Below are 14,525 nucleotides of genomic sequence, written 5' to 3' on the forward strand. Positions count from 1 at the left end.
CCGATTTCGGCCAAGCCAGCCTTCGATAACGAAAAGCTACTTTAGCTCGTAGACCCGAGAGAGCCGTATGGGACAGCGTTCGGACGGGAGCGAGGAGTTCGGCGTCCTCCGGAGCAAGCGGACCGCGACACGGTACCAGATACTGGTCGAGGTCGCGGAGCGCCAGCCGGCGGTCAGCCAGCAGGAGATAGCGGACGCCATCGGTATCACCTCCCAGGCCGTCAGCGACTACCTCCGCGGGCTCGCCGACGAGGGCCACGTCACCAAACACGGCCGCGGTCGCTACGAGGTGACGAAGGAGGGCGTCGACTGGCTCATCTCCCAGACCGACGCGCTGCGGAGCTTCGTGAGCCACGTCTCCGAGGACATCATCGGGCAGGTCGACATCGAGACGGTGCTGGCCACGAGCGACATCGAGGAGGGGGAGACGGTGTCGGTGACGATGCGCGACGGCGTGTTGCGGGCCATCGCGGGCGACGCCGGGAACGCGACCGCGGTCGCGGTGACCGACGCCGACGCCGGTGGGGACCTGGGCATCACCAACGTCGAGGGCGTCGTCGAGTACGACCTCGGCGACGTGACCGCGGTGTCGATTCCCCGGGTGCAAAACGACGGGAGCGCGGCCGTCGACGCCGACCGCATCGCGCAGTTGGCGAGCGACCACGACCTCGTCGCCGTCGCCGGCGTCGAGGCGCTGGCCGCCGCCCGGGCCGCCGACGTGCCGGTCGACATCCGCTACGGGAGCGTCGCCGCCGTCGAGGAGGCCGCCACGAAGGGCCAGGACGTGCTCCTGCTGTCGAGCGCCGACCGGCTCTCGACCCACACCGACGCCCTGGCCGGGGCCAACATCGGCTACGAAGTGCTCGACGCCGCCGAGTAATCACGCGGCGTTACGCGAAGCATTCTGACCAAAACAGTTGGTCCAGCCGAGGACGAGCCGGACCTACAGGGACCCCGCACGCACCGCTGGCCGGACGAGCGTCAGGGGTCTAACCCCTCTCTCACCGTCTGCTGGACGGCGATGGACGCGATGTTGACGCCGTACTCGCCGGTTCGCCGAAGGCTGTCGAGCAGGAGGCCGACGACGTAGGCCTCGGCGGGGTCCTCGTGGGCGTACAGCTCCCGGTCGAGGGCCGATATCTCCTCGTCGAGAGCGTCGTACCGGTCGAGCGCCGAGTGGGCGGCCTCGATACCGGCGTCGCTCAGGATGACGTCTGCGGCCGTGTCGACCACCTTCCTGGCGTCGGCGCCGATGTCGTCGAGCCGGTCGGCGAACGCGCCGGGGACGGCTGCGTCAGGGTCGGAAACGAACTGTGCTATCTTGACCGCGTGGTCGGCGACCCGCTCGAACTGCCGGCTGGCGTAGTAGTACTCGAACAGTTCGGCGCGGCTGTAAGCCAGCTTCTCCACCTCGTGGAGGTTCGTCAGCGCGCGCCGGAAGTGACGGGTCACCATCGCGAACAGCTTGTCCGCCTCGCTGTCGCGCCTGACGACCCGGTCGGCGAGGTCGGCGTCGTCTTCGAGGACCGCGTCCACGGCGTCGCGATGCATCGCGAGCATCAGTAGCCGGAGCCGGAGCGCCGACTTGCGGACGTCGACGTTCTCGGCGTCGATGAGGTTGGTCAGTTGAATCCGCGAGTCGGAGGCAGAGAGCAGCTCGAACCCCGACAGCTCGGCGACCGCCTCCTCGACGACCGCCCGGCGGTGGTCGGAGTGTCCCGTCGGGTCCAGGAGCGTCACCGTGTCGAACCCCACGGCGTGCAGGGCCCTGATGCGCTGTCGCAACGCCGTGTCCGAGTCCGTCGCCACGTCGACGGTCGTCTCGTGTTCGGTCCCCGCCGGGTTCGCGCTGGCCTCGACCAGCAGGCTCCCGTCGCCGTTCGCGTGCAGCGAGAGTACGGACCCCGCCTCGATACCGTGTTCCTGTGCCCACTGCTTCGGCAGCGAAACTGTGAACGTCGTCCCCCCGGAAAGCTGGACTTTCCGTGTTTCCATGTGTCATGCACGTAGTAGTACAGTACTTATTGTTTATATGAGGGGAACGTCCTGCTACAGACCAGTATATAGCTATTGTCAAATTACACTCAACGGCCAGACCCCGTGACAGCGCCACGTCGTCCGTGTGTCTCAATAGGGACGGAACGGCTCAATAGGCGTCCGGACAATCTGTGGGACACCGCTATACACGACAACATCGAGTTGCGAGTATGTCCCGACAACCGTGGCAGCGGCCGCTGGCGTCGACACAGCAGGGCCGCGACGCGACGCGAGCGCAAGTCGTCGAGGCCATCGACCGGACGGCCCCGGAGACGAAAGGGGAACTGGCCGAGACAGTGGGTATCTCCAAACAGTACCTCTCGGAGCTGCTACAGGAACTCAAGTCCGAGGACATCGTCCGGAAAGGGTACGTCGTCAACGACGCGGCGGTGTACACGGAGACGCCGGGTATCTCCCGGCTACATGGCGAGGAGATCGGGGAAGAGGCGGCCGACCGCGGGCCCGCGGTCCTGGCGTTACTGGAGCGGCTGGAAGCCGTCACCACGTCCCAGTACGAGGCCGCGCGCACGGCCTTCGAGGGCGGCGAGCCGGAGCAGTCGGCCGACACGCTCGAATCGCTTGCCAACGAGCGGTACTCGGCGGTCATCTCGGAGCTGAAGTCGTACACGCTGACCACGGACTGGCCGGGGAACCGCGTGGCCGCGGACCTGGCGACGATAGCGACCAACCTGGAAATCGTCGGCGACCGCGCCTGCTTCATCGCGGACGTGGTCGCCGAGCGGCCCGCCCCCGGGGCGGGGGTCATCACGGACCGGCTGGAGGAGATATTCGCGGCCGGGGACCGCATCAACGACCTCTTCAGCGCCGTCCTGTTCGACGCCGACACGTCGGCCTATCCGGAGCTGCGCTCCGAGGAGGCGACCGTCCACCGCGACTTAGACGAGCTGTTCGAGCTGGTGACCGCCTACGACATGGACCTCTTTGGCTATCTCGTCACGGTGACACGGGCGCTCGAACGGGCCATCTACTACTGGGCCGACGCCGCCGAGCTGGCGGTCCAGTTACAGACGGGGGTCGGCCCGGACCACGCGTTGACCTGGTGACGGCGTCGGTCACGTAGCCGAAGAAAAGCCGTATCGTCGGTCAATACGGTCGCGGAAATCAGTCCCACGTTCTGAGGGTCAGCGGTGAGAATCACTACCGTGAACGCTCACGTACTGTGACAGCCTCGGCTTCAGTCGTGCTTTTCGACCGGCGCCGGCGCGTACTCGTCCAGAAAGGTCTCCAGGTCGCGAAACGCCGGGAGCCGCTCTGCGAGGGTGTCGTGGTCCCAGGTCCACCACTCGGTCGCCTCGATTCGCTCGGCGACCTCGGGGCTGAACCGGCGTCGAACCGGCGCGGCCGGGACGCCGGCGACCACGGTGTAGGCGGGGATGTCCTCGGTGACGACCGCACCCGCTCCCACGACCGCGCCCTTGCCGATAGTGACGCCCGGGAGGACGATAGCGCCGTGTCCGAGCCAGACGTCGTGGCCGACCTCGACTGGCTGGTCGGCGCGCCACTCGAAGACGGACTCGTCGTCGTCGCCCAGTTCGTACCGCTGCGCGCGGTAGGTGAGGTGGTGGGCCGTCGGCCGGTCGATTGGGTGGTTCGTCGGCCCCAGACGGACGTCCGTCGCCACGCTGGCGAACCGCCCGACCGTCGTGTAGTCGAGCTGGACCCGCTCCATCAGGTACGTGTAGTCACCGATGGCCGACTCGTTGAGCCGAGCCCCCGCCCGGACCTCCGTCCAGGCCCCGAGCTCGCTCTCGGTGACGCTGACCGGGTCGTGCAGCGTCGGTTCCGGTCCGAGCGTCCGCGACTGGTCCGGCCCGTACGAGTCGATGTACACCATCTACCGGCGCCCCGCGGTGGATTCGAGGATTTTCCCGGGAGCGTTGACGAACGCTTCGATGACCCCCGATTTCTCCACGTCGTCGCCCTCGCGGAGCGCGGACCGGACCCGCTGGCTGACCAGTTCGACCGACCCCGCCAGCAGGAAGATGAGGATGATGCAGGCCATCATCTCCGTGTAGTGGAACGTCTGGCGCTGGACGTACAGTTCCAGGCCGAGACCGCCGGCACCGATGATGCCCAGCCCGATCGCCGCCCGGACGTTGTGTTCGAGGTCGAACGCGATCCAGGCGATGAACTGCCGGAACACCTGGCTCAACATCCCGAACGAGACGATCTGTGAGGAACTCGCGCCGGTCGAGCGAATTCCCTCTATCGGCCCGTCCTCTATCTCTTCGAGTTCGTCGGTGAACAGCCGGCCGAGATACCCCGTGGTGTCGACCATGATCGCAAGCGCGCCGGTAAAGGGCGTGACACCGGCCAGCGGAATCAGGATGAGGAACCACACGATCCCCGGGATGGCGCGGATGAGGCTCATCGTCCCGCGGAAGAAGAAGTTGAACGGATAGGGAACGACCCGCTCGCTGGACATGACACCGAAGAACAGCGCAAGCGGAAGCCCGAGCACTGTCCCGGCGAAGGCGACGGCCATCGTGACGAACATCGCGCCCCAGACGATCTGTCCGCCCTCTACCGTGAGAATGAGGTTCTCCGCGACGATGAAGTCGGCGTACGCGCCGATGTCGACGAACGGGATGCCGAAGTACGTCGTCGGCGGGAAGTATTCGAGCAGTGCCTCGTAGAACTGGTCCAGTTGGCCGACCAGCTCGGCGAGACTGAATTCGATGAGGACGAGACTGGCGTAGAACGCCGCGTAGGTGCCGATCAGACCGATGAGCGTCCAGAGCCGCCGCTTGGTCTTGCGGCGTTTCATGTCCTGGAGCTTCCGTTCGGCCGGCGAGTCGCCGGCGTCGCCGTAGCCGAAGTACGCCGCAATCGAGTTATCCTCCGACGGGGGCATGCTCATACTTCGATCTCCCCGCTCGGCGTGTCGTCGGGTATCGACTCGACGGCCCCTTCCTGTTCTGCGAGGCTGACCGTCTCGACGCTCCCGTAGAGGTCGTCGATAAGCTCGGGCGTGAGTTCGCCGCGCTCGACGTCGAACAGTTTCTCCCCCTCGCGGAGGCCGATGAACCGGTCGCCGAAGTGCGCGGCGACGTTCACCTGGTGGAGGCTCACGAGCGCGGTCACGTCGTGTTCGGTGGCGGCCTTGCGGAGGTAGCCCATCACCGACTCGGCGCTGGACGGGTCCAGACTCGCGACCGGTTCGTCGGCGAGCAACAGCCTCGGGTCCTGAACGAGCGCCCGCGCGATGCCGACGCGCTGTTGCTGGCCGCCGGACATTCGCGAGACTTTCTGGTGGCTCTCGTCGAGCAGGCCGACCGTTTCCAGCGCTTCCAGCGCCCGGACCTTGTCCTCCCGGGACTGCCACTGGAGCATGCTCTTGGCCAGCGAGACGCGGTCCAGCGATCCCGTGAGCGCGTTGAGGTACGCCGAGACGCCCTCGACGAGGTTGTGCTGCTGGAAAATCATCCCGATGTCCGTCTGCGAGCCGGAGACTGGCTCGCCATCGAGGGTAATCGACCCGCCCGTCGGTTCAGTCAGCCCGTTCACACAGCGCAACAGCGTCGACTTGCCCGCGCCGGACTCCCCGAGCAGGACGACGAACTCGTCCTCTATCTCGAAGGAGACACCGTCGAGTGCGGTCACGTCACCGTACTGTTTCGACAGGTTCTGGACTTTGAGGGAACTCATTGTGAAATATTGAAGCTGAGTGATTACGCGCCGGGGTCGATACCCACGGCGTTCATCCGCTCGATGATCGGCTGGTAGTCGTCGATCGACGTCTCCTGCAGCGTCGTAAAGGGCAGTTCGTCCTCGTTGTAGTCCGTGGGGTAGTGCTGTTCGATTGTGTCTTGGTCGGAGCTCCGGAGTACCTCGCCGACCTCCGCTTTGATGTCGGATTCCCAGCTCTTGCGGGCGTACATCGGCTGTTTCGGGATCGGGAACGACCACCAGACGGCCTTGAACTCAGGCGTCTCCGTGCCCATCGTATCGAGGAACGAACTCTTCTCGTCGACGCGGTCGGGAACCTCGTGCCCCTCCGGCAGGTGGGGAATACCGTTACCGCCCCAGGTAGTCGCGCCGTCGGCCTGCCCCTCACCGACTCGTTGGAGCGCCTGGTCGTGGTCGGTCCAACTCCCGTCGAAGTCGACGGGGTCTTCCTTTGGCGCGCCACCGATGTCGAGGCCGGCCTCTTGAAGCGTGTACAGCGCGAAGATAGAGCCGCTGGTCGAGAGGCGGTCGGCGAAGGCCCACGTCTTCCCCTCGACGTCCGCCGGCCCACTGATGTTCGATTCCGGCGGGACGACCATCATCGAGAAGTAGAACGCCGAGCCGCCGGTCACGGTCGTCCCGAAGATGTCCATGAGGTCCGGCTCCGAGAGGACCGTCACGTCGTCCATCCCGATTTCGGCCTGTTCGCTCTTGAGCGCCGGGAGAATCGCCGAGTAGTCCGTCGGAACCTCCATCTCGAAGGTCGCACCGTCTATCTCGTCGTTGAGGAGGTTCTGGACGGGCTTGTACCGTCGGCGGGCGTCCGCCGGCGTGCCCGGTGTCAGCAGCATCGTCACGGTGTTCTGATTGTCGCCGCCCCCGCCGAGAACACCGGAACAGCCCGCGAGTCCGGTGACCGCCCCGGCTGCGACGGCGGATTTGGCGATGAAGCCGCGTCGGCTCGTTCCTGTCCCCGTTCCCGTAGTCTCAGACTGGCTGTCTGTCATCACCTGAAACGTAACAAAGGGTTGGAATAACGGTTATCTGCGTAGAGTCCGGTCCCTAACCCGTGTCGCGGCGCGGGAACAGTACACAGCCAGCTACTGTCGAGTTAGGTACGGACTAGTCCGTACCCGCTGTGCCGGGAGCCGGATTGAACATCCGCCGCTGGGGAGCAATAGAGAGTCCCCAGTGAACCCTTATCCGAGTGTTGTGGTTGGGTCCCACTGACTGTATGGTTGACCCACACGACCGTTCGGACCGGTTCGAGCTCATCGCGGGCTGCGACGGCGAGACGCTCGCCCGGTTCGCCAACGAGGTACTCGAAGACGACCCGCCGCTGTCCGTCCAGCAAGACCCCCACCCGCAGCTGCTGATGCAGCAGGTGACCGAGCCGGTCGAGCATCGGCCGTTCAACCTCGGGGAGGTCGTCGTCACGCCGGCCGCGGTGGAGCTCGACGGCCATCGGGGGTTCGCGATGGTCCCGGGAAAGGCCGAGCGGGCCGCCCTCTCCGGTGCTATCGTCGACGCCGCCGTCGCCGGGGGCCACCGGCTGAGCGAGTCGATGACGACGGCCCTGGAGCGGGCGGCGGCCGAGCGCGAGGCCGAGCGGGCACAGGCCTGGGCGGAGAGCAAACACACCACCGTCGACTTCCAGACGATGGAGGACGAGACGTGAGGGCGCTCGGAATCGACCCAGTCCACGGGACGCGGACGGCGTTCCAAGCGCTCCTGTCGGCGATGAGCCGCCCGGGCACCGTCGAGTCCGCGCCCGAACGGGCGGACCACGCCGTCGCCGCGGCGCTCGTCGACCACGAGGTCGCGTTCGCCACCGACGACGAGCGCCTGCGCGAGGCGCTCGCGACGGAGGGGCGTCTCGAAGCGAGCGAGCCCGCCACCGCGGACATCGTCCACGCCACCGACCCCGCCTTCGTCGACCTGGCGGAGTGCAAGCGGGGGTCGCTGGTCGAGCCCAGCGACGGCGCGACGGTCGTCTACCGCGTCGACGCGCTCGCGGACGGCGCGACCGACGGCCTGGCGACTGTCACGCTGTCGGGTCCCGGCGTCGACGGGACGGCGTCGCTGTCGGTCGACCTGCCGGCGGTCGAGCTCGAAGCCGTCGCCGAGGCCGGGTCGTCGTTCCCGCGCGGGGTCGACGCCGTCTTCGCGACCGACGACGCCGTGGCGGCGGTGCCCCGGTCGGCGACGGTCGAGTCCCTGGAGGTGGCCTGATGGGGTACGTCGCCGTCACCGCCGGCGAGGAGATAATCGAGCGGGCCGAGGAGCTGTTCGAGAAACAGCGCGTCGAAGGCGAGGGGGAAGATATCGGCCTCGACCAGGTCGCGGGCCAGCTCGGCCGGCTCACCGCGCAGGCGATGAGCGAAGGCGGGCTGTACGCCCCGCGGCTCGCCGCCCTCGCGGTCAAGCAGGCACAGGGCGACACCGTCGAGGCGGCGTTCCTGCTGCGGGCCTACCGCTCGACGCTGGAGCGGTTCGACGAGACCGTCCCTGTCGAACCGTCGGAGATGGTCGCGAGCCGCCGGGTCTCCCCGGCCTACAAGGACGTGCCCGGGGGCCAGATTCTCGGCCCGACGAAGGACTACACCCAGCGGCTGCTGGACTTCGACCTCATCGAGGGCGAGCCCGAGGACCCGACTGCGGGGTGGGACACCGAGGACGCGGGCGACCCCGAGCGGCTGACGAACGTGATGGAGCTGTTGCGCGACGAGGGGCTGGTCGCCGAACCCGACGCGCCCGATGTCGACGAACCGACCGACACCACCCGCGAGCCGGTGAGCCACCCGCCCGACCGCGACGCCGTCCTGCAGGAACTCGCCCGCGGCGAGACCGGCGCGGTCACCGCGCTGGGCTACTCGGCGCTGCGGGGGTACGGCCAGGTCCACCCGACGCTGGGCGAGGTCCGCGTCGGCCGGCTCCCGGTGCGCATCGAGCATCCGTTCACCGGCGACGAGGTGACCGTCTGTCACACCGAGGTCAGCGAGTCCGAGGCAATCGTCCCCGTCTACGCCAAGCGCGACGACCCGCAGTTCGCCTTCGGCTACGGGCTGACCTTCGGTCGCAACGAGCGCAAGGCCATCGGCATGACCATCCTCGACGCCTCTATCCAGCTGGAGGGGGCGGCGGAGGCCGCCGAAGACGCCGAGTTCGTGCTGGACGTCGTCGACGGGATGGACTCGTTTGGCTTCATAGAACACCTGAAGCTCCCCCACTACGTCACCTTCCAGTCCACGCTCGACCGCATCCGCGCCATCCGGGAGCGCGAAGGGCTGGACACTGGCCCCGACGCCGACGCGTCGACGGACGCGCCGGACCGGCCGGCCGGGGACGGGGAGCCGCCGGCCGCGGAGGTGAGCGACGATGACTGACGACCGGGCGGCCGACGACCGACAGCCGGACGGCGGGACCGCGGTCGCGACCGATTCGGTGTCGGCGGTCCTGGACTCGCTGGACGGCGAGGGGCTCTCGGGGTACAACTACGCCTACCTGGACGAACACACCAAACGGGAGGTCCGGCGGGCGACGCTGAAAGCCGTCGCGCTGCCGGGCCACCAGGTGCCCTACGCTTCCCGGCCGATGCCGCTGGCGCGGGGCTGGGGGACCGGCGGGATACAGGCCTCGCTCTCGCTGCTGGGCCCCGACGATGCGTTCAAGGTCATCGACCAGGGCGCCGACGAGAGCGTCAACGCGGCCAACATCCGCCGGCTGGCCGAGAACACCGCCGACGTCGAGACGACGACCGACGCGACCGAGGCCGACCTGATACAGACCCGCCACCGCATCCCCGAGGAGGTCCTGACCGACGAGCAGGTGCTCGTCCTGCAGGTGCCTATCACCGACGCGCTCCGGAAGGTCGACCCCTCGGACGCCGCCAACCGGCGCCGGCACGCCCACCGGAACTACGGGAAGATGTGGGTCCACCTCTACGAGAACGTCGTCGAGTGGGGCGAGATACAGATCAGCTCTCGCTACCCGACGATGGTCGCCGGCCGCTACCTGATGGACCCGTCGCCCATCCCGCGGTGGGACGTGCCGAAACTCGACGACGCGGACAACCTCTTCGTGTTCGCGGCCGGCCGCGAGGCGCGCATCTACGCGGTGCCGCCCCACACCGAGGTCGAGCCGCTGGCGTTCGAGGACCGCGAGTTCACCGTCGAGCGCTTCGACGGGCAGTCCTGTCACGCCTGCGGGTCGACGGACACGTATCTCGTGGAGGTCTCGGAAGAGGGGAGCGAGGACGACTCGTTCGAGACCCGCTACGCCTGCAACGACTCGAGCTTCTGTGCGAAACGCCGCGAGAACCCCGACCTGCCGAAGGACCACCACCTCGACCGCGAGGGGGTCGACTGGGGGCCCGGGACGCCGGACAGCGAAGTCGGGGAGGAGGACGGAGGGAACGAATCGAACGAGCCTGTGCCTGACGGGGGAGCCGCCGACCCGGGAGGTGACGACCGGTGACGCTGCTCGAAGCCGAGGGCCTGCGGACGGTCTACGGCGAGGGCTGTTCGGAGTGCGTCGAATCGACCGGCGACGGCGCCGGGACGAACCAGTGTCCACACTGTGGCAGCGTCGTCGCCTGCGCCGAGGCCGACCTCTCGGTGCGACGGGGCGAGGTGCTCGGCATCGTCGGTGAGTCCGGCTCCGGGAAGTCCAGCCTGGCCGAACTGCTGGCCTTAGAGCGGGACGAGGACGCCAGTACCGCCGGCCGCGTCGACTACGCGGGCCACGACGGCAACCTGCTCGACGTGGACTACGAGCGCCGCCACGAGCTTCGGACGGGCGACATCGCCCTGGTCCACCAGCACATCCGGGACGGGCTCAACCCCGAGTTCTCCGGGGGCGGCAACGTCGCGGAGAAGCTGCTGTCGGCCGGCTGGCGCTCCTTCGAGGACGTCCGGGACCGGGTCGAGGAGCTGTTCGAGGCGACCGAGATTCCGGTCGGCCGCATGGACGACCCCACCAGCACCTACTCCGGCGGGATGCAGCGGCGCGTCCAGATTGCCCGTGCGCTGGCCAACGACCCCGAACTCGTCGTCCTCGACGAACCCACCACGGGGCTCGACGTCAGCGTCCAGGCCCGGGTGCTGGACATGTTCCGGCGGGTCCAGCGCGAAGAGGGCGTCGCCGCCGTCGTCGTCTCCCACGACCTCGGCGTCGTCCGCCTGCTGGCCGACCGGACGCTGGTGATGCGCCACGGCCGCATCGTCGAGTCGGGGCTCACTGACCGGGTCATGGAGGACCCGCACCACGAATACACGCAGACGCTAATCAATTCAGTCATATGACAGTACTCACCGTCGACGGGTTATCGAAGACCTTCGACATGCACGTGCTCGGCGACACGCGGGTCGTCGGGCTGGACGACGTCTCGTTCGACGTCCGCGAGGGGGAGTTCCTCGCGGTCGTCGGGGAATCCGGCAGCGGCAAGTCCTCGCTGCTGAAGTGTCTCTACCGGACCTACGACCCGACCGGGGGCCGCATCGTCTACCACCGAAACGCCGGGTCTGAAGACGCGGAAACCGCCGAAGGCCCGGCCGATGTCGCCGACGCCAACGCCACCGACTCGGTCGATTCTGTCGACCTCGCCGCCTGCGACGACCGCACGATCATCGGGCTGCGGGGTGACGCAATCGGCTACACCTCGCAGTTCCTCGACGAGATACCGCGCGTGCCGGCCGTCGACGTGGTCGCCCGGCCGCTTCGCGAACAGGGCGTCCCGACCGCGGACGCGCGCGAACGTGCCCGCGACCTCCTCTCTCGGCTCAATCTGCCGGAGGAGCTGTGGGAGGCCTATCCGGCGACCTTCTCCGGCGGGGAGCGCCAGCGAGTGAACCTCGCACAGGCGCTGGCGCCCCGACCGGACCTGCTGTTGCTCGACGAGCCCACGAGCGCGCTCGACCCGGAGACCCGCCAGGCGGCCATCGACCTCCTCCGGGCGTATCTGGACTCGGACACCACCGTCGTCGGCGTCTTCCACAACACGGCGGTCATCGAGGCCGTCGCCGACCGCGTGGTCGTCCTCGACGACGGCCGGGTCGACCGAATCGTTCCGGTCGCCGACTTCGAGGGGGCGGTGGTCGGATGACGGAGTCGGTCGCCGATGGGACCGACACCATCGGCACGGGGAACGCGCCGGCCGACACCGCCGCCGAGCGCTCGCTCGCGGTGCTCAACGGCCGCGTGATAACGCCCGACAGCGTCGTCGAAGGCGGCGTCCGCATCGAGGGCGACCGCATCGTCGCCGTGGGCGACGTCGACGGCGACGCCGAGACCGTCATCGACGCCGACGGCCAGTACGTCATGCCGGGGCTAATCGACCTCCACGGCGACGACATCGAGAACCACCTCTACCCGCGCTCGGGCGCTCGGGTTTCGACGCCGATGGCGCTGTCCTCGTCCGACCGGGCAAACGTCGCCGCCGGCATCACGACGAAGTTCCACGCCATCTCCTTCGAGCTCGACGAGTCACAGAACCGCTCGCCGGAGCTGGCCGGCGAGCTGACCGACGCCATCACCGGCGCCGACAGCCTGCTCGCCGACCACCGCCTCCACGCCCGCTGTGAGGTCACCCAGGAGGAGTGTGTCGACGCCGTCCTCGAAGTCCTCGCCAACGGCGACGCCGACCTCGTCTCGGTGATGACCCACATCCCCGGCAAGGGGCAGTTCCGGGACATCGATGCGTTCCGCGAGTACTACGAGGAGTCGGCCAACCACACCGCCGAGGAGGCCGAGGAGATGATCGCCGAGCGCTGTGACGTGCCGATGTCCACGGTCCGCGACCGCGTCGAGCGCGTCGTCGACCGCGCACACGACGCCGGCGTCGTCACCGCCTCCCACGACGACGAGGCCCCCGAGGAGGTCGACCGCCTGGCCGACACGGGCGTCGACATCACGGAGTACCCCATCACGCTGGAGACGGCCCGGCGCGCCGCCGAGCGCGGGCTGACGACGGCGATGGGCGCGCCGAACCTCGTCCGCGGGGAGAGCCAGTGGGGGAACCTCGCCTCCGGCGACGCCATCGACGCCGGCGTCGTGGACGTGCTGGTCGCCGACTACCACCCGCCGTCGCTGCTGGCGGCGGCGTTCGTCGACACCGGCGAGCCGCTCCCCAAGCGGGTCGCACGGGTCACGGCGAACGCCGCCGACGCGGTCGGGTTCGGCGACCGGGGCCGGCTCGCGGCCGGTTGCCGCGCCGACGTCGTCGTCGTCGACAGCGAGCCGACGCCGACCGTCACCCGGGCTATCGTCGGTGGGAAGCCGGCCTATCGCGCCGACGGGACAGCAGGAGGCGAGCGATGACCGACGCCGGGCTGGGGGCGGCCATGGACATCCGTTTCGGCGCCAGCGTCCCCGAGTTCCTTGAGTACATCACCGACCTCGGGCTCGACCACGTCGAGCTGAAGCGGGAGTACCTCCAGGGCCACCCGGAAGCGCCGTCGCCCGAGCGCATGGGCGAGCTGGCCGACGACTACGGCGTCTCGGTCACCTACCACGCGCCGTTCCGGGACTGGAACCTTGGCAGTTTCAACGACGCCTCGCGCCGGGCCTCGGCCGCACAGGTGAAAGCGACCATCGACGACGCGGCCACCGCCGGCGCGGGCGCCGTCGTCGTCCACGGGGGGTCGGTCCCCCGCCGCTACCCGGAGTGGGTCCGCGAGCAGGCCCGCGAGAACGCGCTCCGCTCGCTCGCGGAGTGTGCCGAGTACGCCCAGCTCGTCGGCGTCCCGATGTGCCTGGAGAACCAGCCCAGAAACGCCTCGAAGCGGCGGTACACGGAGACGCCCGATGAACTCGCGGCCGTCCTCGCCGAAGTCGACGTCACGCCGGAGTACTTCGGGGTGACGCTGGACGTGGGCCACGCGAAGGTCAACGGCGTGGACTGGGGCGCGTTCGTCGACCGCTTCGGCGACCGCATCCGCGTCTGTCACCTCCACGACAACGACGGCACCGCCGACCAACACGAGCCCCTCGTCGACCACGAGTCGGTCGTCGAGCACGTGCCGGCCGACTACTTCGTCTTCGAGACGAAGTCCGTTCCCGACGTGGCCCGCTCGGTCGGCGCCGAACCGCTCACCCCCGACACGGAGCTGACGAGCGATGTCTGAGAGCGACTACGACGCCATCGTCTTCGACAACGACGGCGTCATCGTCGAACCGACCGACCGGGCCGTCCTCGTTGACGCCGTCGTCGAGAGCCTCGAGGCGTTCGACCTCGACGTCGGCCGGGCGTTCGCCGAACGGACCGTCGCCAACGACGCCGTCCCGGCCGAGACTGTCAGGGAACACGGCGTCGCGCCGGAGCCGTTCTGGCACCACCGGGAGCTGACCGCCAGCCTGGCCCAGCAGTCCCACGTCCGCGACGGCGGGAAGCCGGTGTACGACGACGTGGTCGCGCTGGGCGACCTCGACGTCCCGCTCGCGCTCGTCAGCAACAACCAACACGCCACCGTCGAGTTCCTGCTTGCCTACCACGACCTCGGGGACCTGTTCGTGTCGGCCCGCGGTCGCGCGCCCACGCTGGCCGGCGCAGCGAAGCGGAAGCCCGAGCCCCATCTCATCGAGCGCGCCCTCGACGCGGTCGGGACCGGCAACGCGCTGTACGTCGGCGATTCGGAGAAGGACATCGTCGCGGCCCGGCGTGCCGGTATCGACTCGGCGTTTCTCCGCCGGAGCCACGTCGACCACGTCGAGCTGTCCGCCGAGCCGACCTTCGAGGCGGCCGACCTGCACGAGCTGTTCGACCGAATCCCGAACGGCCGCTGAGGGCGGCCTCACTGGAT

At 68.6% G+C, this 14,525-nt stretch carries 16 protein-coding genes; 11 read left to right on the plus strand and 5 right to left on the minus strand.

Going from position 1 to position 14,525, the window contains the following annotated elements; all coding sequences use genetic code 11:
• The first annotated feature begins 67 nt into the window (after positions 1 to 67).
• Complete coding sequence (locus tag NJQ98_RS06520) at positions 68 to 880, plus strand: DUF7839 domain-containing protein (RefSeq protein WP_262177166.1); 813 nt, start codon at positions 68 to 70, stop codon at positions 878 to 880.
• A 101-nt stretch (positions 881 to 981) separates the two neighbouring features.
• On the opposite strand, the gene NJQ98_RS06525 is transcribed toward NJQ98_RS06520, so the two are convergent.
• A complete protein-coding gene (locus tag NJQ98_RS06525; protein ID WP_262177168.1) occupies positions 982 to 1,995 on the minus strand; it encodes a phosphate uptake regulator PhoU in 1,014 nt (337 codons plus the stop codon).
• Between the two features lie 212 nt (positions 1,996 to 2,207).
• On the opposite strand from NJQ98_RS06525, the gene NJQ98_RS06530 reads away from it, so the two are divergent.
• The gene (locus tag NJQ98_RS06530) at positions 2,208 to 3,101 is read left to right on the plus strand and encodes a MarR family transcriptional regulator (RefSeq protein ID WP_262177170.1); all 894 of its coding nucleotides are present in this window, start codon (positions 2,208 to 2,210) and stop codon (positions 3,099 to 3,101) included.
• Positions 3,102 to 3,232: 131 nt separating this feature from the next.
• Here NJQ98_RS06530 and NJQ98_RS06535 read toward each other — a convergent pair whose 3' ends face one another.
• From NJQ98_RS06535 to NJQ98_RS06550, 4 genes are read right to left on the minus strand one after another with little or no spacing between them, the layout of a single operon-like run.
• Complete coding sequence (locus NJQ98_RS06535; RefSeq protein WP_262177171.1) at positions 3,233 to 3,892, minus strand: DapH/DapD/GlmU-related protein; 660 nt, start codon at positions 3,890 to 3,892, stop codon at positions 3,233 to 3,235.
• Entirely contained in the window at positions 3,893 to 4,918 is a 1,026-nt protein-coding gene (phnE, locus tag NJQ98_RS06540; protein ID WP_262177172.1) for a phosphonate ABC transporter, permease protein PhnE, read from the minus strand. It abuts the gene before it with no gap.
• Complete coding sequence (locus tag NJQ98_RS06545) at positions 4,915 to 5,706, minus strand: phosphonate ABC transporter ATP-binding protein (RefSeq protein ID WP_348533553.1); 792 nt, start codon at positions 5,704 to 5,706, stop codon at positions 4,915 to 4,917. Before NJQ98_RS06545 ends, phnE begins: the two co-directional genes overlap by 4 nt.
• Positions 5,707 to 5,729: 23 nt before the next feature.
• Positions 5,730 to 6,734 (minus strand): PhnD/SsuA/transferrin family substrate-binding protein, encoded by a 1,005-nt coding sequence (locus NJQ98_RS06550; protein ID WP_262177174.1) that lies wholly within the window; start codon positions 6,732 to 6,734, stop codon positions 5,730 to 5,732.
• Positions 6,735 to 6,961: 227 nt separating this feature from the next.
• Between NJQ98_RS06550 and phnG the strand changes: the two genes are divergently transcribed.
• From phnG to NJQ98_RS06595, 9 genes are read left to right on the plus strand one after another with little or no spacing between them, the layout of a single operon-like run.
• Positions 6,962 to 7,405 (plus strand): phosphonate C-P lyase system protein PhnG, encoded by a 444-nt coding sequence (gene phnG, locus NJQ98_RS06555; RefSeq protein ID WP_262177176.1) that lies wholly within the window; start codon positions 6,962 to 6,964, stop codon positions 7,403 to 7,405.
• Complete coding sequence (phnH, locus tag NJQ98_RS06560) at positions 7,402 to 7,959, plus strand: phosphonate C-P lyase system protein PhnH (protein WP_262177177.1); 558 nt, start codon at positions 7,402 to 7,404, stop codon at positions 7,957 to 7,959. Before phnG ends, phnH begins: the two co-directional genes overlap by 4 nt.
• Entirely contained in the window at positions 7,959 to 9,113 is a 1,155-nt protein-coding gene (locus NJQ98_RS06565; RefSeq protein ID WP_262177178.1) for a carbon-phosphorus lyase complex subunit PhnI, read from the plus strand. Before phnH ends, NJQ98_RS06565 begins: the two co-directional genes overlap by 1 nt.
• The gene (locus tag NJQ98_RS06570; RefSeq protein WP_262177181.1) at positions 9,106 to 10,203 is read left to right on the plus strand and encodes an alpha-D-ribose 1-methylphosphonate 5-phosphate C-P-lyase PhnJ; all 1,098 of its coding nucleotides are present in this window, start codon (positions 9,106 to 9,108) and stop codon (positions 10,201 to 10,203) included. The genes NJQ98_RS06565 and NJQ98_RS06570 overlap by 8 nt, the downstream gene beginning before the upstream one ends.
• Positions 10,200 to 11,030 (plus strand): ATP-binding cassette domain-containing protein, encoded by an 831-nt coding sequence (locus NJQ98_RS06575; RefSeq protein WP_262177183.1) that lies wholly within the window; start codon positions 10,200 to 10,202, stop codon positions 11,028 to 11,030. Before NJQ98_RS06570 ends, NJQ98_RS06575 begins: the two co-directional genes overlap by 4 nt.
• Positions 11,027 to 11,830, plus strand: coding sequence for a phosphonate C-P lyase system protein PhnL (locus tag NJQ98_RS06580; protein ID WP_262177186.1), 804 nt, complete (start codon positions 11,027 to 11,029; stop codon positions 11,828 to 11,830). Before NJQ98_RS06575 ends, NJQ98_RS06580 begins: the two co-directional genes overlap by 4 nt.
• Positions 11,827 to 13,044: an alpha-D-ribose 1-methylphosphonate 5-triphosphate diphosphatase gene (locus NJQ98_RS06585; protein ID WP_262177189.1), complete on the plus strand. Its 1,218-nt coding sequence runs from the start codon at positions 11,827 to 11,829 to the stop codon at positions 13,042 to 13,044. Before NJQ98_RS06580 ends, NJQ98_RS06585 begins: the two co-directional genes overlap by 4 nt.
• Positions 13,041 to 13,850, plus strand: a complete 810-nt coding sequence (locus tag NJQ98_RS06590) for a sugar phosphate isomerase/epimerase family protein (RefSeq protein ID WP_262177191.1) — start codon at positions 13,041 to 13,043, stop codon at positions 13,848 to 13,850. The genes NJQ98_RS06585 and NJQ98_RS06590 overlap by 4 nt, the downstream gene beginning before the upstream one ends.
• A complete protein-coding gene (locus NJQ98_RS06595) occupies positions 13,843 to 14,508 on the plus strand; it encodes an HAD family hydrolase (protein ID WP_262177194.1) in 666 nt (221 codons plus the stop codon). Before NJQ98_RS06590 ends, NJQ98_RS06595 begins: the two co-directional genes overlap by 8 nt.
• The last annotated feature ends 17 nt before the right edge of the window (positions 14,509 to 14,525 follow it).

The sequence above is a fragment of the Haloarcula laminariae genome, from assembly GCF_025457605.1.
Lineage (GTDB): Archaea > Halobacteriota > Halobacteria > Halobacteriales > Haloarculaceae > Haloarcula > Haloarcula laminariae.

What these genes read in the sequence shown, in the direction of transcription:
- NJQ98_RS06520 (WP_262177166.1), top strand. Translation starts at nt 68, where the DNA reads ATGGGACAGCGTTCGGACGGGAGCGAGGAGTTCGGCGTCCTCCGGAGC.
- NJQ98_RS06525 (WP_262177168.1), bottom strand. Translation starts at nt 1,995, where the DNA reads ATGGAAACACGGAAAGTCCAGCTTTCCGGGGGGACGACGTTCACAGTT.
- NJQ98_RS06530 (WP_262177170.1), top strand. Translation starts at nt 2,208, where the DNA reads ATGTCCCGACAACCGTGGCAGCGGCCGCTGGCGTCGACACAGCAGGGC.
- NJQ98_RS06535 (WP_262177171.1), bottom strand. Translation starts at nt 3,892, where the DNA reads ATGGTGTACATCGACTCGTACGGGCCGGACCAGTCGCGGACGCTCGGA.
- phnE (WP_262177172.1), bottom strand. Translation starts at nt 4,918, where the DNA reads ATGAGCATGCCCCCGTCGGAGGATAACTCGATTGCGGCGTACTTCGGC.
- NJQ98_RS06545 (WP_348533553.1), bottom strand. Translation starts at nt 5,706, where the DNA reads ATGAGTTCCCTCAAAGTCCAGAACCTGTCGAAACAGTACGGTGACGTG.
- NJQ98_RS06550 (WP_262177174.1), bottom strand. Translation starts at nt 6,734, where the DNA reads ATGACAGACAGCCAGTCTGAGACTACGGGAACGGGGACAGGAACGAGC.
- phnG (WP_262177176.1), top strand. Translation starts at nt 6,962, where the DNA reads ATGGTTGACCCACACGACCGTTCGGACCGGTTCGAGCTCATCGCGGGC.
- NJQ98_RS06565 (WP_262177178.1), top strand. Translation starts at nt 7,959, where the DNA reads ATGGGGTACGTCGCCGTCACCGCCGGCGAGGAGATAATCGAGCGGGCC.
- NJQ98_RS06570 (WP_262177181.1), top strand. Translation starts at nt 9,106, where the DNA reads ATGACTGACGACCGGGCGGCCGACGACCGACAGCCGGACGGCGGGACC.
- NJQ98_RS06580 (WP_262177186.1), top strand. Translation starts at nt 11,027, where the DNA reads ATGACAGTACTCACCGTCGACGGGTTATCGAAGACCTTCGACATGCAC.
- NJQ98_RS06585 (WP_262177189.1), top strand. Translation starts at nt 11,827, where the DNA reads ATGACGGAGTCGGTCGCCGATGGGACCGACACCATCGGCACGGGGAAC.
- NJQ98_RS06590 (WP_262177191.1), top strand. Translation starts at nt 13,041, where the DNA reads ATGACCGACGCCGGGCTGGGGGCGGCCATGGACATCCGTTTCGGCGCC.
- NJQ98_RS06595 (WP_262177194.1), top strand. Translation starts at nt 13,843, where the DNA reads ATGTCTGAGAGCGACTACGACGCCATCGTCTTCGACAACGACGGCGTC.